Origin of the sequence: Lentzea roselyniae (assembly GCF_039537795.1) — a bacterium.
Lineage (GTDB): Bacteria > Actinomycetota > Actinomycetes > Mycobacteriales > Pseudonocardiaceae > Lentzea > Lentzea atacamensis.
Map to the genome: position 1 here is coordinate 277,363 of NZ_BAABBE010000010.1, position 19,885 is coordinate 297,247.

At 69.5% G+C, this 19,885-nt stretch carries 19 protein-coding genes and 1 pseudogene; 7 read left to right on the forward strand and 13 right to left on the reverse strand.

Annotated elements, in window-relative coordinates; translation table 11 throughout:
* Positions 1 to 6 precede the first annotated feature (6 nt).
* From ABFX45_RS20485 to ABFX45_RS20530, 10 genes are all read right to left on the reverse strand, one after another.
* The gene (locus tag ABFX45_RS20485; protein ID WP_346131679.1) at positions 7 to 1,116 is read right to left on the reverse strand and encodes a hypothetical protein; all 1,110 of its coding nucleotides are present in this window, start codon (positions 1,114 to 1,116) and stop codon (positions 7 to 9) included.
* An 11-nt stretch (positions 1,117 to 1,127) separates the two neighbouring features.
* Positions 1,128 to 1,961, reverse strand: a complete 834-nt coding sequence (locus ABFX45_RS20490; protein ID WP_109642449.1) for an alpha/beta fold hydrolase — start codon at positions 1,959 to 1,961, stop codon at positions 1,128 to 1,130.
* Positions 1,962 to 2,023: 62 nt separating this feature from the next.
* Entirely contained in the window at positions 2,024 to 2,812 is a 789-nt protein-coding gene (locus ABFX45_RS20495; RefSeq protein ID WP_346131680.1) for an SDR family oxidoreductase, read from the reverse strand.
* A gap of 10 nt (positions 2,813 to 2,822) precedes the next feature.
* Positions 2,823 to 4,148 (reverse strand): M20/M25/M40 family metallo-hydrolase, encoded by a 1,326-nt coding sequence (locus tag ABFX45_RS20500; protein WP_346131681.1) that lies wholly within the window; start codon positions 4,146 to 4,148, stop codon positions 2,823 to 2,825.
* A 19-nt stretch (positions 4,149 to 4,167) separates the two neighbouring features.
* The gene (locus tag ABFX45_RS20505) at positions 4,168 to 5,058 is read right to left on the reverse strand and encodes a glutaminase (RefSeq protein ID WP_346131682.1); all 891 of its coding nucleotides are present in this window, start codon (positions 5,056 to 5,058) and stop codon (positions 4,168 to 4,170) included.
* 26 nt (positions 5,059 to 5,084) lie between these two features.
* Positions 5,085 to 5,678 carry a DUF6801 domain-containing protein gene (locus tag ABFX45_RS20510; RefSeq protein ID WP_346131683.1) on the reverse strand — a complete coding sequence of 198 codons (594 nt, stop codon included), beginning with the start codon at positions 5,676 to 5,678 and terminating at the stop codon, positions 5,085 to 5,087.
* A gap of 144 nt (positions 5,679 to 5,822) precedes the next feature.
* The gene (locus tag ABFX45_RS20515) at positions 5,823 to 6,980 is read right to left on the reverse strand and encodes a PucR-like N-terminal domain-containing protein (RefSeq protein ID WP_346131684.1); all 1,158 of its coding nucleotides are present in this window, start codon (positions 6,978 to 6,980) and stop codon (positions 5,823 to 5,825) included.
* A 58-nt stretch (positions 6,981 to 7,038) separates the two neighbouring features.
* Positions 7,039 to 7,707, reverse strand: coding sequence for a GAP family protein (locus ABFX45_RS20520; RefSeq protein ID WP_346131685.1), 669 nt, complete (start codon positions 7,705 to 7,707; stop codon positions 7,039 to 7,041).
* Positions 7,704 to 8,270 (reverse strand): TetR/AcrR family transcriptional regulator, encoded by a 567-nt coding sequence (locus ABFX45_RS20525; RefSeq protein ID WP_346131686.1) that lies wholly within the window; start codon positions 8,268 to 8,270, stop codon positions 7,704 to 7,706. The genes ABFX45_RS20520 and ABFX45_RS20525 overlap by 4 nt, the downstream gene beginning before the upstream one ends.
* Before the next feature lie 23 nt (positions 8,271 to 8,293).
* On the reverse strand, positions 8,294 to 8,752 hold the full coding sequence (locus tag ABFX45_RS20530) for an SRPBCC family protein (RefSeq protein ID WP_233440277.1): 459 nt from the start codon (positions 8,750 to 8,752) through the stop codon (positions 8,294 to 8,296).
* A gap of 269 nt (positions 8,753 to 9,021) precedes the next feature.
* Here ABFX45_RS20530 and ABFX45_RS20535 point away from each other — a divergent pair, with 269 nt between their 5' ends.
* Both ABFX45_RS20535 and ABFX45_RS20540 read left to right on the forward strand, forming a co-directional pair.
* Positions 9,022 to 9,204, forward strand: coding sequence for a hypothetical protein (locus ABFX45_RS20535; RefSeq protein ID WP_346131687.1), 183 nt, complete (start codon positions 9,022 to 9,024; stop codon positions 9,202 to 9,204).
* A gap of 56 nt (positions 9,205 to 9,260) precedes the next feature.
* Complete coding sequence (locus ABFX45_RS20540; protein WP_346131688.1) at positions 9,261 to 10,253, forward strand: serine hydrolase domain-containing protein; 993 nt, start codon at positions 9,261 to 9,263, stop codon at positions 10,251 to 10,253.
* Here ABFX45_RS20540 and ABFX45_RS20545 read toward each other — a convergent pair.
* Together ABFX45_RS20545 and ABFX45_RS20550 are read right to left on the reverse strand one after the other, a co-directional pair.
* Positions 10,234 to 12,810: a helix-turn-helix transcriptional regulator gene (locus tag ABFX45_RS20545; protein WP_346131689.1), complete on the reverse strand. Its 2,577-nt coding sequence runs from the start codon at positions 12,808 to 12,810 to the stop codon at positions 10,234 to 10,236. The two genes, ABFX45_RS20540 and ABFX45_RS20545, sit on opposite strands and share 20 nt — an antisense overlap.
* On the reverse strand, positions 12,807 to 15,146 hold the full coding sequence (locus tag ABFX45_RS20550) for a helix-turn-helix transcriptional regulator (RefSeq protein WP_346131690.1): 2,340 nt from the start codon (positions 15,144 to 15,146) through the stop codon (positions 12,807 to 12,809). Before ABFX45_RS20550 ends, ABFX45_RS20545 begins: the two co-directional genes overlap by 4 nt.
* 252 nt (positions 15,147 to 15,398) lie before the next feature.
* On the opposite strand from ABFX45_RS20550, the gene ABFX45_RS20555 reads away from it, so the two are divergent.
* From ABFX45_RS20555 to ABFX45_RS20570, 4 genes are read left to right on the forward strand one after another with little or no spacing between them, the layout of a single operon-like run.
* A complete protein-coding gene (locus tag ABFX45_RS20555; RefSeq protein ID WP_346131691.1) occupies positions 15,399 to 16,283 on the forward strand; it encodes an ABC transporter ATP-binding protein in 885 nt (294 codons plus the stop codon).
* On the forward strand, positions 16,280 to 16,987 hold the full coding sequence (locus ABFX45_RS20560; RefSeq protein ID WP_109642421.1) for an ABC transporter permease: 708 nt from the start codon (positions 16,280 to 16,282) through the stop codon (positions 16,985 to 16,987). Before ABFX45_RS20555 ends, ABFX45_RS20560 begins: the two co-directional genes overlap by 4 nt.
* Entirely contained in the window at positions 16,984 to 18,123 is a 1,140-nt protein-coding gene (locus tag ABFX45_RS20565; protein WP_346131692.1) for a sensor histidine kinase, read from the forward strand. Before ABFX45_RS20560 ends, ABFX45_RS20565 begins: the two co-directional genes overlap by 4 nt.
* Entirely contained in the window at positions 18,120 to 18,725 is a 606-nt protein-coding gene (locus tag ABFX45_RS20570; RefSeq protein WP_109642418.1) for a response regulator transcription factor, read from the forward strand. The genes ABFX45_RS20565 and ABFX45_RS20570 overlap by 4 nt, the downstream gene beginning before the upstream one ends.
* Here ABFX45_RS20570 and ABFX45_RS20575 read toward each other — a convergent pair.
* Positions 18,722 to 19,639 (reverse strand): prenyltransferase/squalene oxidase repeat-containing protein, encoded by a 918-nt coding sequence (locus tag ABFX45_RS20575; RefSeq protein WP_428834173.1) that lies wholly within the window; start codon positions 19,637 to 19,639, stop codon positions 18,722 to 18,724. The two genes, ABFX45_RS20570 and ABFX45_RS20575, sit on opposite strands and share 4 nt — an antisense overlap.
* Before the next feature lie 128 nt (positions 19,640 to 19,767).
* Here ABFX45_RS20575 and ABFX45_RS46545 point away from each other — a divergent pair.
* A pseudogene (locus ABFX45_RS46545) lies at positions 19,768 to 19,885 on the forward strand (IS701 family transposase); the annotation flags it as partial.

A 19,885-nucleotide genomic window follows, 5' to 3' on the forward strand; every position in this document is an offset into this window, starting at 1 on the left:
CTCCCCCTACCGTGGCAGGCCGCTGAAGTCCGGCTGACGAAGGCGCTGGATCCACGGGACCGGTGCCTCCCTCGGTGTGTCACTGTCCGGTTGGATCGCCGCGATCGTCAGCACCGGGATCTCGGGTACTCCGACAGCGATCACGTCCTCGTGCACGCCGGCGATCCACATCGTGCCGGTGTCGGCGATGTTGGCGATGATGTGCAGATTCGGGTCCACGAACTGGACGAGCGCCAGCCGGCCGCCCTCCATCGTCGCGAGACCAGCCACGAGCGCGCCCGGCTTCCACGGGAACAACGTGACCGGCACCGGGATCCAGCGCTGCGCCGCGTGCATCCCCTTGACGGCGTCGCGGTACCAGCGGCCCAGCTCTGTCAGCGACGGCACCATGAGCAGCGAGAGGACCACGACCAGCCCGCCGACGGCGAGCCCGGCCGGGGCGATCGGCCACAGGCTCATGAGCACGATCACCGCGCCGATCCCGGCGGAGATCGCGGCGTACAGCGTCGAGTGCGTGCCCGCCACCAGGCCGGAGAAGGCCTTGAGCACCGCGGGGTCATCCAGCGGGCGCCCGATCTCGTGCGGCTCCTCCGGTTCCCGGTCCACGAACCCGGCCGGCCGCGCCACCACGGCGTTCTCCGTCTCGGCGAGACCCGCGACCCGCACGACCGCCTTGCCCTTCGCGTTCGGACCGCACACGAAGATCTCGCCGCGGCGGCGCAGAACGTCCCGCAGCTCGCCGCTCGGGAAGGTCTCGAGGACAGCACCGTCGGGCATGCGGACGTAAGTGGAATACTTGTCGACGGGATGGTCGACCACGGTCACCGGGCACCGCCGCCACGGCTCCTCCAGCAGTCCCCTGCGCACCGGCAGCGTCTGCACCCGGTGCATCACCGGCCCGATCGCGCCCACCAGCAACAGCAGCGACAACACCACGATCGCCGCGATGTTGCCCACCACCATCGGCAGGAACAGGCAGCCGATGATCCCGGCCAGCGCCACCAGAGCGATGATCGACAGGGCGCGCCGGATGAGCCCCAGCTCCTGCAGGATCAGGCGGGTGGACCAGTCGTCCTTCGCCGGCACGTCCGTCCTCGGTTCCAGGTACTGCAGCACCAGCCCCCCAGCTATGCCTTGGCGGCCACCTCACGAATCAGGTTCGCGAGCTCCACCGGCCGTTCCAGCGGAAGCATATGCCCGGCATCGGCCAGGACGACCGATGTGCCGCCGAACTTCACAGCGTCCGTCTCCGGCACGAGCCGGTCTTCGTCCCCCACAACGGCGACCACGGCCTTCTCCTTGGCCACGGTCAGCCCGGCCTCCCGGTCGTAGCGGTCCACGGCGGGACGGAACAGCGCGACGGTCTCGGGCCAGTGCCCCCACACCATGTCCGCGGTCAGGTCGACGTCGTCGTCCGCCGGCTCGTCGCCGAACAGCCACCACCGCAGGCCCGCGGTCTTGGTCGGCTCGATCTTCTCCCGCACCGCCCGCACGATCGGCCCGAACGCCCGCTCCAGCTCCCTGACGAGCTTGCCCACCGCCTTGGGCCACGCCAGCGACGTCTCGCTGCGCCCGCTCGCCGCCATGGACACGAACACGTTGCCCAGCACGCGCTGCCGGAACAGCCGGGGCCTGCGCTCGGCCATCGCGAGCGCCGCCATGCCGCCCATCGAGTGCCCGGCGATCACGACCTGGCCCTGTGGCACCGCGCGCTCGATCAGCTCCCCCAGGTCGTCGCCGAGCTGCTCGATCGTCGCGGTCTCCTTGGTGGCGCCGGCCGACTTGCCGTGCCCGCGGTGGTCGTAGGCGATGACCTGGAAGTCCTCGCCCAGCGCGGCCACGACCTTGTGCCAGCTGCGGTGGTCGAGCGCGTAGCCGTGTGCCAGCACGACCGTCACCGGCGCATCCGGGTCGCCCGCACGCATCACGTTGAGCTCGGTCCCGTCCTCCAGCCGCACCATCGCATTCCTTTCGCCGTGTCGTCTGTTCGTCCTAACGAGACAACCCGGCGAAAGGACACGCACTAACGGCGTCCGAGCACCACATCGGGCGGCATCTGCCCGCCACCGACTCCCGGCACACCGCGGAACCGATAGGCCGAGGCCTGCCCGCCCGGCTGGATGATCCAGGCCTCCCCCGGCTCCGCGTCCGTGAGGACCGCCTGCAGGGCGTCGGCGATGTCCGACGGCGTCAGCAGCGGGAACGAGACGGCGTCGAACTCCTCCTTGGCCGCCCCCAGCAGCAACGTGTCCACGAACCCGGGACACAGCGCGGCGACCACGATCCCGTCAGCCGCCAAGGCCTCCCCCGCCGCCCGCACGTACCCGACCACCGCGTGCTTCGTCAGCGTGTACAGCGGATCCGAGGGCATGGCCGCCAGCCCGGCCAGCGACGACGTGATCACGATCTTCCCGCCGCCCTGCCGCCGCAACGCCGGTACCGCGGCGCAGAGCCCGTACACCACGTGGTCGACGTTGACCCCGACCAGCTTCCGGTATCGCGCGACGTCCAGCGCGTCGTCCACTCCGGCCTGACCGCCGCCGATACCGGCGTTCAGGTGCACGATGTCGAGCCGCCCGAGCTCCTTCTCCACCTGTGCCGCGGCCTCCGGCATCACCGACGGGTCGGTCACGTCGCCGACGATCGCGATCCCTCCGGCGGCGGAAGCGAGACGCTGTGCCCCGGCGGCGTTCAGGTCGACCACCGCGACGCGTGCGCCGAGCTTCGCGAGACGGCGCACGACCGCCGCGCCGATTCCGCCCGCGCCGCCGGTGACCAACGCGACCTGCCCGGTCAAGTCCACAGTGGACACAGCACACTCCTCAGCTGTTGCGCAGGAAACGGTCCAGAACGCGCACACCGAACTTAAGGGCGTCCACCGGAACGCGCTCGTCCACGCCGTGGAAGAGGCCGGAGAAGTCGAGGTCCGGCGGCAGCTTCAGCGGTGAGAAGCCGAAGTTGCGGATGCCGAGCCGCTGGAACGACTTGGCGTCGGTGCCGCCCGACAGCATGTACGGCAGCACGCGGGCGCCGGGGTCCTCGGCGGTGATCGACGCCGTCATCGCGTCGACCAGGGCGCCGTCGAACGTCGTCTCGACCGGAGGCAGGCCGATCCACTCGCGCTCGACGTCCGGGCCCAGCAGCTCCGCGAGCTCGCGGTCGAACGCCTCCTCGCGGCCGGGCAGGATCCGGCAGTCGACGGTCGCCTCCGCCGTCGACGGGATCACGTTCGCCTTGTAGCCCGCGGACAGCATGGTCGGGTTCGCGGTGTCGCGGATCGTCGCGCCGATCATCCGCGACAGGGCGCCGAGCTTGCCGATCGAGCCCTCGATGTCGTCGTCCGGGAAGTCGAGCCCGGTGATCTCGCTGACGCCGTCGAGGAACTCACGCACCGACGGGCGCACGATCAGCGGCCACTTGTGCTGGTCCAGCTTCGTGACGGCGGCGGCGAGCTTCGCGACCGCGTTGTCGTGTTGGATCATGCTGCCGTGGCCCGCGGTGCCCTTGACCCGCAGCTTGAGCCAGCGGATGCCCTTCTCGGCGGTCTCCACGAGATAGGCGCGGACGTCGTCCTTCAGCGTGATCGAGAACCCGCCGACCTCGCTGATCGCCTCGGTGACGCCCTCGAACAGCTCTGGCCGGTTCTCCACCAGCCACTTCGCGCCGAAGAGGCCACCTGCCTCCTCGTCGGCGAGGAACGCGAACACGATGTCGCGCGGCGGCACCACGCCTTCGCGCTTGAAGTGCCGGGCCAGGGCCAGCGTCATGCCGACCATGTCCTTCATGTCGACCGCGCCGCGGCCCCACACGTAACCGTCCTGCACGGCACCGGAGAACGGGTGCACCGACCACTCGGAGGCGTCGGCGGGAACGACGTCGAGGTGACCGTGGACCAGCAGGGCGCCCCGGCCGGGGTCCGCACCCGCGAGGCGCGCGATCACGTTGCCGCGGCCTTTCGCGCCCGACTCGACGTAGGTGGTCTCGTACCCGACCTCGGAAAGCTTCTCGGCCACCCACTCGGCGGCCTTGCGCTCTCCCACCAGCGTCGCGGGATCACCCGTGTTCGTGGTGTCGATCCTGATCAGCTCGCTGACCAGGGTCACCGCCTCGTCCTCTGCCAGTGCCAGTGCGTTCACCGATGTGCTCACCCCGTCTTCCTACCACCAGTCAGAAGACAGACCACCCCGTGAGAGTCGTGAATCTGTCCAGCGCGTCGACGCCCGCGACCGAGTTGCCGCGTGCGTCCAAGCCTGGGCTCCAAACGCAGATCGCGCACCTCCCCGGGACGACGGCGATGATCCCTCCGCCGACACCGCTCTTGCCCGGCAGACCGACCCGGTAGGCGAACTGGCCGGCGGCGTCGTAGGTGCCGCAGGTGAGCATCACGGCGTTGACCCGCTTCGCGCCGCTCACGCCCAGCAGGCGGCTGCCGTCGTTGCGGACGCCGTGGCGGGCCAGGAACAACGTGGCCCTGGCGAGATCCGCACAGCTCATCGCGATCGAGCACTGCCGGACGTACTCGTGCAGCACGACGTCGACGGGGTTGTGGATGTTGCCGTACGAGGCCATGAAGTGCGCCAGCGCGCGGTTGCGATCGGAGTGGTCCAGTTCGGACTTGGCGACCTCGGGGTCGACGTCGATCGAGGGGTTGCCGCTCTCCTGCCGCAGGAAGGCGAGCAGCCGGTCGGCGGCACCGAGGCCGAGGTGGTCGGTGACGACGAGCGCGCCGGCGTTGATGAACGGGTTGCGCGGGATGCCGTTCTCGGCTTCCAGCTGGACCAGCGAGTTGAACGGCGAGCCGGACGGTTCACGGCCCACGCGCGTCCACACGTCGTCGTTGTCCGCCAGCGCCAGAGAGAGCATGAACGCCTTGGAGATGCTCTGGACGGAGAACGGCGTGCGGTACTCCCCAGCGCCGAAGACCTCGCCGTCCAGTGTGGCGACGGCGAGGCCGAAGGCGTGCGGGTCGATCCTGGCGAGCGCCGGGATGTAGTCGGCTACCGCGCCATCTGGCGTGACCTCGGCGGCAATGCGGTCCACCAGTTGCTGGAGTTCCATGCCGCCAATCCCATCACGGGACCGGTTCAGGCCACCGGGAAGGAGTAGAACTGGGTGTTCTGACCGGCCTTGACGGTGCAGGGCACGGTGATCGTGCCCAGCCACGTCGGGTCACCGTTCGCCTGACGCGGCGTCAGCTTGAGCTCCGCGCTGCCGAGCGTGATCGTGGCGGTACCGGCGTTGACGAGCGTCATCGCCGGGAAGGTGCCCGTGGCCGTCACGTCGAACGTGCCGCTGGTCGGGACCGGCGTGTTCGGGATGGTCGACACCGACGTCAGCGTCTGGGTGGCTCCCTCGTTGGTGACAGGAACCTGGCTGGTCATCGTGCCGTCAACCGACTTCGCGCCGAGCCAGAACAGCGTGGTGGTGGCATCCTCCGACACCGTGCTCTTCACCGTCGTGTTGGACGGCGCGGTGGGCACACCCGCGGTTGCCGAGTCCGGCAGGTCCAAGGAGCTGACCGTGGTCGGCATGTCCTGCGCACCGATGATCGAGAAGTTGCAGGAGTAGGTGATGTTCAGCTGGGCCGTCCCGGCCAAGCTGGTGCCGGCCGTCGCCACGCTCAGCGCTCCGGCAACCAGAACGCAGGCAGCGGCGCGTGCGAAAAGTCCGGTCTTCATCTGCAGGGACCTCCATCAGTACGACATTGAACTGCAAGAAGGCGGTGTTGCTTTACTCGTCAGTAAACTAACCACCGGAGATTCCGCAATGCAAGAGAAAACCTTCTTTTGTCACCTGCGTACGAATTGGCTCGCAGCGATTTGTCAGCCTCGATCCAACAAATAGTGGGCACGCAGCGCCAGCTCGAGCGTGAACCGCTCCTCGGCGTCGTGCATTCGGTCGCCGAACAGTTCGTCCAATTGGTTCACGCGGTAGCGCACCGTCTGCGGATGCACCTGCAGCCGGGCGGCCACCTCCGGCGCGCCGCCACGTGCCGACAGCCACACGAGCAGCGTTTCGGCGAGCTTCGTGCGCTGCCGGTCGGTCAGCGGGGCCAGCGGCGCCAGCGCCCGTTCGGCCAGCTGCCGGGCCAGGAACTCGTCCGCGAGCACGGTCAGCTCGACCAGATGATCGGCGCAGTCGAGCACCGGGCGGTCCGGCAGCACCTTCTCGCGGGCCAGCGTCAGCACCCGGCGAGCGCAGGCCAGCGACCCGCGTGCCTCGGCGGGCACCACCGGCACCCCGACCGCCGCGCGCCAGCCCGGCAGTGCGCGGCGGATCCAGCGCGCGACCGCGACCGGGTTCGGCACCAGCAGGTACGGGGTCGCGTCCTCGAAGTTGACCAGCACGTCCGGCGGGAGGTCGTCGGCGGGTGCGGCAGACGGCTCAAGCGCTACCGCGCACAACCGGTCGGGCATCGGCCACGCCGCCGCCTGCGCCGCGTCCAGCACCGCCTGCCAGTTGCTCGACGGATCACCGACCAGCAGCTCCATCAGCTTGCGCCGCTTGCGTTCCAGCGTTCCCGCCGCACTCGCCTGCGCGGCCGCGTACCCCTCGACCGACAGGCTCACCAGCTCGTCGACGTGGGCGATCATCGCCTCGCCCAGCACCGACATCTGGTGCAGCGACAGCTCGCGCCGCTCGGCGAACGCGCACACGTGCCGCCACGCCACCCGCGCGCCGATCCGGTACGCCGCCTGCAGGCTGTCCAGGCTGCGGCCGGACTTGAACTCCCACGCACCGAGCTTGCGGTGGATGTCGTCGTGCGGATCGCCGGCGGAATCCGGTTCGGCGATCCTGTCCACGAACTTCACCAGAGCCTGTCGAATGCCATCGACGACGTTGTCCCGGAACTGGCTGTATTCGGGAATCGATTTCTCGATCGCCTCGAAAATACTCACCGAGACGGGCGTGACTTCCATTCGGAGCAACGGTGCCAGCTCCCGCGGGACCGATCTGCGCGGATCGTCCAGCTGAGTCATCCTCGCGAGTGTAGGAGGAAAACGGAACGCGGTCGTTCAGCCAACTGGACCAAATGGTTCACAGGAAGAACAGCCGTGCGATGGCATCCCGTGCGACCAGGAACCCGGCGATGCCGAGGATCCATCCCGTCGTGCTCGCGCCCTTCTCCGTGAACCAGGTGCTGATCCGGGTGAGGAACGGCTCGATCCTGTCGCGCAGCGCCAGCCGCCCGCCGAGCAGCAGCACCGCCGGCACGATCATGACCAGGCAGTACCCGGCGAGCAGCAGCCCCACCTGGCCGAGGCCGAGGTCGGCGGCGCTCATCATGCCGATCGCGCCCAGGTACGGCAGCATCGTCGCGAGCTCGACGACACCCGCCAGCACCGCGACGCCCGCGAGCGCCACCGCCGAGCCGTTGGCGTTGAGCCGGTTCTGCCACTTCCCGGTGTCCGGTTTCTTCCTGCCGTCGAACCGGAAGCTGATCACGAACAGGAACACGCCGATCACCAGCTGGATCCACAGCGCCAGCCGGCTGTCGAGATGGTCCATCACCTGCGACGCGCCGAGCACGATCAGCACGCCGACCGCGAAGTAGAACACCGTGATCGTGCCGAGGTAGACGCCGAACCGCGAGAGCCGCAGCCGGCCCGGTGTCAGCATCAGCCAGATCGGGATGAAGAGCGTCCCGATGCTCGTCGAGTCGAGCAGCGCCAGCCCGGCCAGCGCCGCCACGAGCCCCGATGTCATCCGTTCCCCCAAATCTTCGCGAGGTGGCCCGAGATCACCCGCTTCGCCACCTCCACCGTCATCACGTCCGGTTCCAGGGCGCGTTGCGTCGTCACCCCGTCGACCAGCGCCGCGAGCCCGACGGCCTCCCCGCCGTCGAGGCCCGCGGCCTCCAGCACGTGCCGGCACAGATCCCTGATCTCCCGCGCGCCTTCCACATGCCGTTGGAGCAGCACAGGGTTCGCCACCGCACGGGCAGCGAACGCGAGCCACACGCGTGCGCGCGCCGCGTCGTCGATGAGCGCGATGGCACACAACGCGTCGTGGAGGCGGTCCTGGAGACTCCCCTCCCGGCGCAGGACCGCCTGCACGCTCGCGGTGAGCTCCTCCACGAGCTGGTCCTGCGCGAACAGCAGCAGCTCGTCCTTGCTGCGGAAGTACTTCTGCAGCAAGCCCGTGGTGGCACCCAGCTCCCTCGCGATCCTGGGCAGGCTCGCCGCGTCCAGCCCTTCGGCGTCGACCACCCGGTAGAGGGCGTCGACCACCTGACGGCGTCGCTCGACGGGATCCGCGTGTTTTGGCACGAGCGTAAGATTACGGTCTTAATCTAACGCTGCGCAAGTTCGGCCAGGTGCTGGAGGGAGTTGGCGAGGTGGTCGGGGCCGAACGGCGGGAACTCCAGGTACTCGCGGATGGACGGTGGCACCGCGGACCAGTCGTAGGTGAGCGTCACATCGGTCGCGGACGGCCGGAGTGGTGTGAGGTCGTAACGCCAGAGCCACCCGCCGAACCCCAGTTCCCCGTCGTCCTTCTGGTATCCCGTCAGCCAGCCGATGGCGTGCGGAGCGTCGAGGACAGCCACTTTGTTGAAGGTCTGGTAATCGCCGTCGGGATGGTCGTCGTGATGCATGGCCATCCGGAAGACCTGTCCCACCTCGGTCAGCGGTGCCGGGTCGACGACCTCCTGGACCCAGCCGGTGCCGTCGATCGCGGCGTGGGTCGTCGGGTCCGCCAGCACCGCGAACACCTTCGCGGCCGGAACGGCGAAGGTCAGGGTCGCGCTCACGTTGTCCACGGTCCGCACGCAACTCCGCGGCCGATGGCGGCGTCAAGACGGCATGAAGCGTTGGTTGTGGGCGGCGGCGTTGCTGCCGGTCGTGGGCGTTGCGGTGTGGCTGGTGCCGGACTCGGTGGACGTCGTGGTGATCACCGCGATCCACCCCGACGGCACCGTGGAGTGGGTCGACGCCGAGATCAGGCCTGGCGGAGGAGAACAGCTCCAACGTCCACGAGCTGTCCCAGGACCGGCACGTCTCGAAGCTCGCGGAGGACGTGGTGATCCGCACGGCGGTGGGCTGCGGGACACCGAGCGGGCTCCAGCTGTCGCGGAACGGGCTCGGCGCGGTCGAGTGCGGCAGAGCGGACTTCCTGGCGATGCAGTCACCGCCGTACGCGCCGCGCCTGACCTTCAACGGCGACGGGGAGATCACGGAGGTCGCGGGCCGCTACCACCCGTGAGTCCGGTCATCGGAAATTGACGCGCGTCGCGGCGCGGGCCGTGTCACCGTCGCCGCATGGAAGACGAGCTGGACGAGGTCGCCCGCACCGCGAACTTCTCGGGCGTGGTCCGGGTGGAGCAGGACGGCGCGGTGTTCGAGAAGGCGTACGGTCTCGCGCACCGCGGCTACAACATCGCGAACACGGTCGGCACGAGATTCGCGATCGCCAGCGGCTGCAAGGCCTTCACCGCGCTGGCCGTGGTGAGCCTGATCGACGACGGCACGCTGAGCTACGACACGAAAGCGCGCGAGCTGCTCGGCGACGACCTCCCGCTGATCGACGACGAGGTCACCGTCCGGCACCTGCTGGCACACCGGTCCGGCATCGGTGACTACTTCGACGAAGAGGTCATCACCGACATCAACGAGTACGTCCTGCCGGTGCCCGTGCAGAACCTGCTCCACATCGAGCAGTACCTGGCGATCCTCGACGGGTATCCGCAGAAGTTCCCGCCCGGCACCGGGTTCGCCTACAACAACGGCGGCTACGTCGTGCTGTCCCTGATCGCGGAACGGGCGAGCGGCGTGCCGTACCACGACCTGGTGCGGCAACGGGTCTGCGAGCCGGCGGGTCTCGCCGGCACGGAGTTCCTGCGGTCGGACTCGCTCGGCGAAGGCACCGCGATCGGCTACCTGCCGATCGACGGCGAGTGGCGCACCAACGTGTTCCACCTGCCGATCCGCGGCGGCGGTGACGGCGGGATCTACACCACGGCGGCCGACGTCAGCGCGTTCTGGCGGGCGTTCTTCGCCGGGCGGATCGTGTCGGAGCAGCAGGTCGCCGAGATGGTGCGGCCGCACAGCGAGATCCCAGAGGACAAGCTGCGGTACGGGCTCGGTTTCTGGCTGCACGAGTCGACCAGCGAGGTGCAGCTGGTCGGGTGGGACGCCGGTGTGTCGTTCAAGACCGTGCACCAACCCGAAACGGGCATCACGCGCACGGTGCTCGGCAACACGTCCGACGGAGTGTGGCCCGTCGCGCGGTTCCTCAACGGTATTCGCCGGTGAGCATCGCGGTCGCCAGCTCCACGCGTGACCGGTAGCCGGTGCGCTGGAACAGGCGGGTCAGCTTCGCCTCGACGCTCTTCTCGGTCGTCCGCAGGACTCCGGCCAGCTCGCGGTTCGTCAGTCCTTCCGCGACGAGCGACGCGAGCAGCCGCTCCTGCTCGGCCGTCGTCGCCGCACGTCCCGGCACCGCGACGCCGTGCTCACGCATGAGATGCCGCACCACTGCCCTGGGCAGCAACGCGTCCATGGTCCCGAACAGCTCATAGGCCTCACGCAACGTCTGCGCGTCACCGAGCCCGTGCGACGCCAACGCGGTCAACGTCAGCGCGATCTCGTGGGGCTGGCCGCGTTCGGCGACCAGCCTGCGCACCTCAGCGACCGCGGACTTGTCGTGCCAGGTCACCGCGCGGGCCAGCAGGTGGTTGCGGTGCGCGCGGCCGGTGTCCATCGTCTCGGCGATGTCGGCCAGCCGTTCGACCCGGAACTCGGCGTCCTCGCGGTCGTCGTCCTCCAGCGACATCATCGCGAGCCGCAGCTCCAGCTCGTCGGTGCCGATCACGATCGCGTGGTGCGCGGCGAACGCGAGCCCGCGCTGCAGCACCTGGCGGCTCTTGTCCCGCGCACCCAGCACCAGTTCCAGGTCCGATTCCGGGACGTCCAGCACGTGCGGCAACACGTTCTGCCCGACGCGGGCGTCGGCGATGACCTCGCGCGCACGCGTCAGCTTCGCGCGCGTGACCAGCATCGTGGCGAGGTCGCGTGCCAACGCGGTGTGCGCCGCGACCTGGCCGAGCGTCGACCCGGTGACGAGTGCCTTGCGGGCGTGCCCGAGCGCGTCGTCCCACCGCCCTTCCGCGCCTCCCAGCAACGCGAGGTCGGCCGCCGTCAGCGGCTGGCCCGCGAGCATCCGCGCACCCCGCTTCGCCTCGCCCAGCAGCAACAGGCACCGCGCCATCGCCGCCTGCAACGCCGGCCGGTGCCGTTCGACGGCGTACAGCGGGCACAGTCCCGGATCGCTGACGACCCGCTCGAACTCGGCCATCCGCCCGGTCATCAGCGCCGCGCTCATCCCGAAGATCTCGCCGAACGTCACCGTGGCGGCGTTGCCCAGCCGCCACGTGTTGCGCGTGCCGGCGAGCAACTTCGCCGCTTCGTCCCATCGGTCCGTGTAGCACATGGCCACCGCACGGCCGATGAACCGCGCTGCCGTACCACCGGGCAACGAGCGCCAGCTGCCGTCGGCAACCTTGCGCAGCCCGGCCCTGTCCCCCGCCGCGCACATGCCGACCAGCCGGATGAGGTGCAGCTCCTGTGTTTGGTCGGGGGTGAACTCGTCCGGGAGCTCGAGTGCCGCGTCCGCGCTGGCCATCGCGCTGACGAAGTCGTTGTGGGAAGCGCACGCGACGGCGTGCATGAACAGTGCTTCCGCCTGTTGTGCCGGGTTGGTGGCGCGGTCGGCGGCGGCGCGGAGCCAGCGGCGGGCGGCGGGGTCGTGCAGCACGGCGGCGCGGCCGGCGGCGAGGAGCTGGGTGGCCGCCTTCTCTGCGTCGGCGAACCCGCCCGCGTCGATCAGCCGGTCCGGGAGGTAGCCGGGGTTCGCGCAGAACGCCCTGCCGTCCCAGATCGCGCTCACCGCGCGCCATCCGAGGTCGTGGCGCTCGTACGGGCCGAGGCTGGCCGCGAGCGCGTTGGCGAGTACCGGGGCGCGGAACCGCCAGCCGTCGTCGTGTCGCACGAGGATGCCTTCGGCTTCGAGCTCCGGCAACGCTCCGGTGTCGCCGAGCAGCTCTTCGGCCGCCGGTCCGAGCGGATGCAGGATCGCCATGGCCTTCGCCGTCCGCCACGCGGCTTCGCCGAGCAGCCGGATCCGTTCGACCGCGGGGTGCCGGTGGCCGGTGCCGCGCGGTTCCTCCACCAGGTACGCGGTGCGGTCGATGATCCTGAGGGCACCGCCGCGCAGGTACCCGTCGACCGCGAGATCGACCAGGCCGGGCACACCGCGGCTGTCCTGGTGCAGCCGGCGCACCAGCTCCGGGTCCGCGGACACGTTGAGCAGGCTCGTGAACATGAGGCTGACCTCGGACCGGTTCAGCGGCGAGAGCGGCACGATTTCGGTCAGTGGACTGGTCTCCAGCGCGTCGGCCAGATCCGTGTGTTCGAGACGCACGGGCGTGCGGTAGCTGGCGACGACACAGGTCGCCAGGTACGGCAAGGCGTCAAGGAGCGCGCGCAGCACGTCGTGGTTGAGGCGCTGCAGGTCGTCGAGGAACAGCACCGGCGGCCGTGACCAGCGGTCCAGTTCCTCGCGGACACGGGCGACCACAGCCTGGGGGCGGTTGCGGTCGGCGCGCAGCAGTGGCACGTCTGCTGTGCGCACACGCTGATGTTCGAGCGTGTCCCGGACCTCGTTGAGCAAAGCGGTGCGGCCGATGCCCGCGGCCCCGGTGACGAGCACCAGCCGCGCGGTCCCCGACAGCAGCGGCCACACCACGCTCGTGTGTGCGTCGTCTCTGGCGATCAGGTTCGAGGCGTCCGGGTGGCTCAGCGTTCCCGTCATCCGGTGGCTCCTCGGTCGTCGAGCCTGCCCGCCAGGCTCGCGGCGGCCAGCTCCACGCGCGACCGGACACCGGTGCGCAGGAACAGGCGGGTGAGGTGGTGCTCGACGGCCTTCTCGCTGACGTCGAGCTCCGTGGCGATCTGGCGGTTCGTCTGCCCGGCGCGTACGAGTTCGACGATGCGCAGTTCGGTGCGGGTGAGCCCGCTCGGGCCTGTCGTCGCGCGCGGTGCGTGGACACCGAACTTGCGCATCAACGCGGAAACCCTGGCGGGCAACAGGAACGACGAGCCGCCCTCCTTCGCGATGGCGCGCAGCTCCCGCACGACGTGGCGCGGGTCGTCGCAGAACTGGGCGAGGATGTGGCACGCCCACAGCAGGTCCGGGCGGTGGCCCCGCCGTCGCACGACGTCGGCGCCTCTCGCCGCCTCCGCCGGGTCGCCGTAGAGCAAACCCTTGGCCAGCAAGAGGACCTGGAGCGTGCAGCGGCAGTCGTCCTGCCGGTGCAGCTCGGTGATCTCGGTCATCAACGTGCGCGCGATGGCCATGTCGTCGTTGCGCAACGCGATCTGCAGCGCCTGCAGCATCAACCGGCCGACGCCCGGCCTGATGTCGGCTCGTTTCGCCCTTTGCAGCGTGCGCCAGGCGAGGTTGACCGCGGCCTGGGAGTCGCCGGCGCGGTGCAGCAGGCCGCACTCGACCAAGGCGCGCGTAGGTGCGTATCGGGTCGCGTGGCTGACCTTGGCGAGCCACGCGAAGGCCTGCCGGTGCTCGCCGCGTGCTGAATGCATCGCCGCGGCGAGCACACGGCCGTGGTGGTGGGCAGGCGTCGGGCGTTTCGTGAGTTCGAGCTGGCGCACACCTTGCAGTGCGGCGGTGAAGTCGGCGTTGGCGTAGTCGCGGAGCACGCGCTGGTAGAGCTTCAACGGGCCGTGGTCCGGGGTGCGGTACCGCTGACCGAGCACGAGTTCCAGGACGGTGGCGACGTCACCGGCCGTGCCCGCCTCGGTGAGCTCGTCGAAGCACTCCCTGGCGTGTTCGTCGCGGACGAACCTCAACGCGGTGCGACAGGCTTGGACGTCGAAGCGCAACGCGTGATAGATCGCGTTCAGCTCGGCGTTGGTGATGACCTGTTCGTCGTCGTGCGTGGTCATCGGCAGAGGCGTCCAGTCGGGACGTTCGCCGAGCCACCACCGTGCCAGCGCTACGGCGGGACCACCGTTGATCGGTGGCTGCTCGCCGTTGAGCATCAACAGCATGGCGGCGGCATCAGTGCTGGAGTCCTCGTGGACGCGTTCCGTCAGCACGGTGCCCATGAGCTCGTCCTGGCCGGTGGCGGTGAGCACGGAGAGCGTGAGGAAGAACAGTCGTCCGCACGGGCGGTCCTGCGTCATCCGCACGGCGGCGGCGAGCCAGCGACCGGCCCGGTCCGGATCGGTGCCCTGGATCTCGGCGGCGCGGTCGGCGAGCCAGCGGGCCCTGCGCGGCGCGTCCGGCAGGTCGGGGCCGGCCAGCGCGACCAGGTCCGGGTCGGCGGACTCGGCGGCGAGCGCGACGTGCATCCTGCGGACCTCGTCCTCACCGCCCCGGTCGGCGATCGCGTTGGCGAGCGCCGGGCAGAGGACGTCGAGGTCCGGCGTGAGCACGCCGCGTTCGACGAGCTCGTCCAGAGCGCGGCCGCAGGCGTCCAGGTCTTCCTTGAGCAGCGTGAGGTCGCTGACCTCGATGCCCTGGCGCACGACGCACAGCAGCGCGACGCGGTGGGCGAGGCCGTGGACGTGGTCGAGCAGCGGGTGGTTCCCGGGCAGGCTGATCCGGTCATCGACGAGGAAGAGCAGGTCGCCGACCGGCGTCAGGTTCAGCTCGTCGAGGGTCGCGAGGACCGTGCCGGGGTTGCCGTACAGCGGACCGAGTGCGGTGCGCAGCGCCTCGACGACGCTGTGGTCAAGCGGGCGCCGGGTGGTGATCAGCTCGGTGACGACCTCGGGTGACAACGTTGACATGTCGATGACGACGTCCACGACCTCGGCCAGCTCGGCGTGGTCCCGGCACACCGCGACGACGAGGCAGCCGGGCATCCGCATGGCGGTCGTGGTCAGGACCGGGTCGTGGAGCTGGTCGGCGTCGTCGACCAGCACGACGGCACGTGATCTCGGCCGGTGGCTGACCACCGCCACGCCCTCGGCCCGCCACATCGCGGTGGCGTGCCGGAGCAGTTCGGAACGTCCGCTTCCCGGCTCACCGCGCACCACGGCGAGACGACCGCGCGAGGCGGAGGCCTCGAACGCGGCTCGCAGTGCGGCGAGCTCCCCTTGGCGCCCGCGCAGCAGTTCCTGCACGTGACGACTCCCCTCGGCTTGGACGGGATCCGGCGGGCCCCTGCCACCCGCCGGATCCCGGTGGCGGCCGCGCCCGGTCCGGGCGGCGGCAAAGCTGGACCGGGCGCGGCCACTGGGGCGAGATTAGGTGAGAGCGCGACCGTCGCGAGTGGACGCGGGGAAACCCCTCAGATAGCCGGCATGACATCTGTCATGGGTTTCTGGTGTGTCGCGACACTGCCGTTTCACCGCATTTCCCGAGATCGTGGGCTCATGACAGCGATCGAGGTGCGGGGGCTGACCCGCCGGTACAGCGGGGGTTTCGAAGCTGTACGGGGCGTCTCATTTGATGTGGAGCGGGGCGAGATGTTCGCTTTGCTCGGTACGAACGGCGCGGGAAAGACCTCGACGGTGGAGGTTGTGGAAGGGCTCTCACGTCCGGCGGCGGGCACGGTGTCGGTACTGGGGCATGATCCGTTCCGAGAGCGCGCGCTCGTTCGGCCGCGCGTGGGCGTGATGCTGCAGGAAGGCGGCTTCCCACCCGACCTCACTGTGACCGAGGCCACAAAGATGTGGGCGGGGACGTTGACCTCTCCCCGGCCGGTCGACGAAGCGTTATCTCTTGTTGACCTGACACATCGGGCGCCGGTGCGGGTGAAACAGCTTTCCGGTGGCGAACGCCGTCGTCTCGACCTGGCGCTCGCGTTGCTGGGACGGCCCGAGGTGTTGTTTCTCGACGAGCCGACGACCGGACTCGATCCAGAAAGCCGGCGCAACACGTGGGAACTGATTCGCGCACTTCTGCGTGAAGGCGTGACCGTGCTGCTGACGACGCACTATCTGGAAGAAGCGCAGGCGTTGGCAGACCGGCTGGCGATCATGCACCGGGGCCGCATCGTCGCCCAGGGAACGGTTTCCGAGGTGGTGGACGCGTATCCGGCTCGCATTTCATTCGTGCCGCCCGCTGGGGTTCCGCTGCCCGTGGTGGTGACGGAGGAGGCGTCCGGGCGGGTGACCGTGCGGACCAATGACCTGCAACAGACGTTGCACGAGCTTCTCTCGTGGGCTCATGTCAATTCGGTGGAACTGTCCGGCTTGGACGCCAGGTCGGCGTCGCTGGAGGAGGCGTTCCTGGCGATCGCGGAGGAGGCGGCATGAGGGCCGTGGCTGTGGGGCAGGCTGAACTGAAGTTGTTCTGGCGCAACCGGACCGCGCTGTTCAACTCCCTCCTGCTACCGGCGTTGCTCGTGCCGGCGCTGATGGCGGCGGACGGGGACGGCGTGCCGCTGATCGTCGGGCTGACCGGCTTCGTGCTGCTGATGGCCGTCTACTACAACCTCGTCACCACGTTCGTCGCCCGACGTGAAGAGCTCGTTCTGAAACGCCTTCGCGTTGGCGAGCTGACAGATCCGGAGATCCTGCTCGGCGCGTCCCTGCCGTCCATCGCGGTGGCTCTGGTGCAAATGGTGCTGTTCACGGTGATCGTCGGGGTGATCACGGGCGTCGCGGTGCCGTCCCGGCCGTGGTTCCTGCTCGTGGGTGTCGCCGGCGGCGTGGTCGTCTTCGTCCTGCTGGCCGCGGCGTCGTCGGCGTTCACACGCACGGTCGAAATGGCTCAGGTGACGTCGCTCCCGGTGCTGGTGGCGTGCGTGCTCGGCTCGGGCGTCATGATTCCGCTGTCGGTCATGCCGGACGGCGTCGCGTCCGTGCTGCGCCTGCTGCCGCTGACCCCGGTGCTCGACCTGATGCGGGCGGGCTGGGCCGACGGCCCGGTGTTGCGCCCGTTGATCGTCCTGGCGGTGTGGATCGGCCTCGGGACCTACGCTGTACGACGCTGGTTCCGCTGGGATCCTCGGAGGTGAGCTTGCTCGGCTGGTGGCGGTCCCGTGGCAACGCGGAGCGGTTCGACCTGTTCGTCCGCGCCACGTTCTACCTGACCTACCTGGCACTGCCACCACTGGTGCTCCTGGGCATGGCCGCGGAGATCAGCACCGTCGCCCTGGCCCTGATCTCCGCCGTCGGGCTCGGCCACGTGGCCCTCAGCTTCCCGCTCGTCCACCTCGGCATCGAGCACTACCTCGGCAGGGCCCCGTACCCCCGCCGGCTGCTGGCGATCTACCTGGCGTTCACCACCGCCGTCCTGATCGCCGGCAAGCTCGCGTTCCCGCACCCGACACCGGGCAAGCCGGACGGCCCCGCCGACGGCATCACGCTGATCGTCCTCATGCTGACGATCACCACCCTGTCCGCGGTGGTCGGCCCCCGCACCATCGTCCTCGCCTCCCTCGCCGGCGGCGCCTACGTGTGGCTGACCGCCCCACCCGGCCGCGTCATCTTCACCACCGTGATGCTGCTGTTCGTGGCCTTCGCCTTCCGCACAACGCTCTGGATGCTCGGCCTCGTCTGGGAACTCGACCGCTCCCGCGAGGTCCGCGCCAACCTGGCCGTGGCCGAAGAACGCCTCCGCTTCGCCCGCGACCTGCACGACGTGGTGGGCCGCAACCTCTCCGTGGTGGCCCTCAAAGCCGACCTGGCCGCACAACTGGCCCGCCGCGGCCGTCCCACCGCCATCGACGAAATGCTGGAGGTCCGCCAAATAGCCCAGGACTCGCTGGACGAGCTGCGCGCCGTCGTCAGCGGCTATCGCACCGCCGACCTCTCCGCAGAACTGGCCGGCGCCCGCTCCCTCCTGGACTCCGCGGGCATCGACTGCCGCGTGATCGGCGAGGTGGACGTCTCCGGCGAGCCAGCAGGCGCCCTCGGCTGGGCCGTGCGCGAGGGCGTCACCAACGTCCTGCGCCACAGCGAGGCCCGCACGTGCACGATCACGTTGCGCGGCAAGGTCCTCACCATGTCCAACGACGGCGTTTCCACGTCCGACTTCCGCTTCGGCAGCGGCCTGACCGGCCTCCGCGAACGCGTGGCAGCCCTGGGCGGCGCCGTGACCGCGGCGGCGGAAGCTCCCAACCGTTTCGTGCTCACCGTGGAGCTCCCGTGATCCGAATCCTCCTGGCCGACGACGAACACCTGATCCGCGGCGCCATGGCCGCACTGCTGTCGCTGGAAGACGACCTCGAAGTGGTGGCCCAGGCCGCCACCGGCGCCGAAGCCCTGGCCACAGCCCGAGTAGTCCGCCCAGACGTGGCCGTGATCGACCTCCAAATGCCCGATCTGGACGGCGTCTCCGTAGCCCAAGCCCTCTCCACACACCTGCCGACGTGCTCCACGATGATCGTCACCAGCCACGGCCGCCCAGGCCACCTGAAACGAGCCCTGGCCGCCGGAGTGCGAGGCTTCCTCCCGAAAACCGTATCCTCCGACGTCCTGGCCACCGTCGTCCGCACCGTCCACGCCGGCGGCCGCTACGTGGACCCAGCCCTGGCCGCCGAAGCCATCAGCGCAGGCGACAGCCCTCTGACCCCAAGAGAAGCCGACGTCCTGGAACTGGCACTGGAAGGCGCCCCGATCGACGAAATAGCCCGCCGCGCCTCCCTCTCCCCAGGCACGGTCCGCAACTACCTCTCCTCAGCCGTGGGCAAAACCGGCGCCTCCAACCGCCACGAGGCGGCCCGCTTCGCTCGAGCCCGAGGCTGGATCTAACCGTTGTCCCACCACTCAAGAACCCGCATCGCGTAAAAGGTGAGCCACTTGGACGGCTCCCCCGCCTCCACGTCGATCTCGAACCACACCCGCCCGGGATGCCGCCCAGCCTGCAACCAGGTGCCGTCAGCCTGCCTCTGAGCCCTGATCATCCCGATAGCCTCAGCCATCCGCGGATCCTTCCTCCCTGCCTGCCGAAAGTAATCCGCAGCGTTCAGCACGCTGTACCCCCACCGAAACGGCGACCGGAACTCAGCGACCCACTCCCCCACCGCCTCCCCGGTGGACAACCGCTTGTACAGGTGTCTCCGAATCAGATATTCCTCGCCGACCCGCCTGACCTCACTGACCCGTCCCCGCTCAAAAGCAAGCAATCCCTTGAGCGCGTTGAGCGTCGAGTGAAACGACGACCGCGTCGCCCCCTCAACCCACTCACAATTCCACCCGCCATCCTCAAGCTGATGCCGCGCAAACCACTCAGCGATCCCACCGACGTCCACCCCGAGCCAAACCCCGTTGGCCAACGTCCACGAGTTGATGCAGCAGTCGACCTCACCACCCCAATAGGGCAGCCCCCGGTACTCCCACCGACACCCCTCAGCCAGCAACTCGACCGTCCGCCGAGCCCGAAGCACCTCAGCGTCAACCCCCCACTCCCGCAAGGAGTTGAGCGACCACGTAGTAGCCGTCCACGGCTGCCCCTCCTCCCCGCCACCCCCTGCAGGAAAGAACGCTCCGCCGTCCCACATCCCGTCCGCCCCCTGCTCGGCAAGCAGCCGAGCCCCAAACCCCTCAACGGCAACCCGAGCCCGCGTCCCCTCCCAAACCGCACGCGGCGCCCCCAGCAGGTCCCGCTCAACCTGCCACCGCAGGGCCGGGTCAGAGTCGAGCAACCAAGCCGTCAGCTCACTCACGCCGCGACCCTAGTACTACAGCCGCATGGCGTGATCTTGGTTGATGACCTGGCCGGGATGTGAGACGGCCACCGTGATCAACTTCGAGGTGTGTTGGGACTCGAAGCGAAACGGTGGCCGCGTTGCCGATCTTAGACCTGGACGCGTGGCGGGCCGGGTTCGACGACCTGTTCGCCCGGTTCGCAGGCAGGTTCGTGCAGGTCCAGACCCGCAGGCGGGCGCGGGCTTATGTGCTGGGCCTGTTGT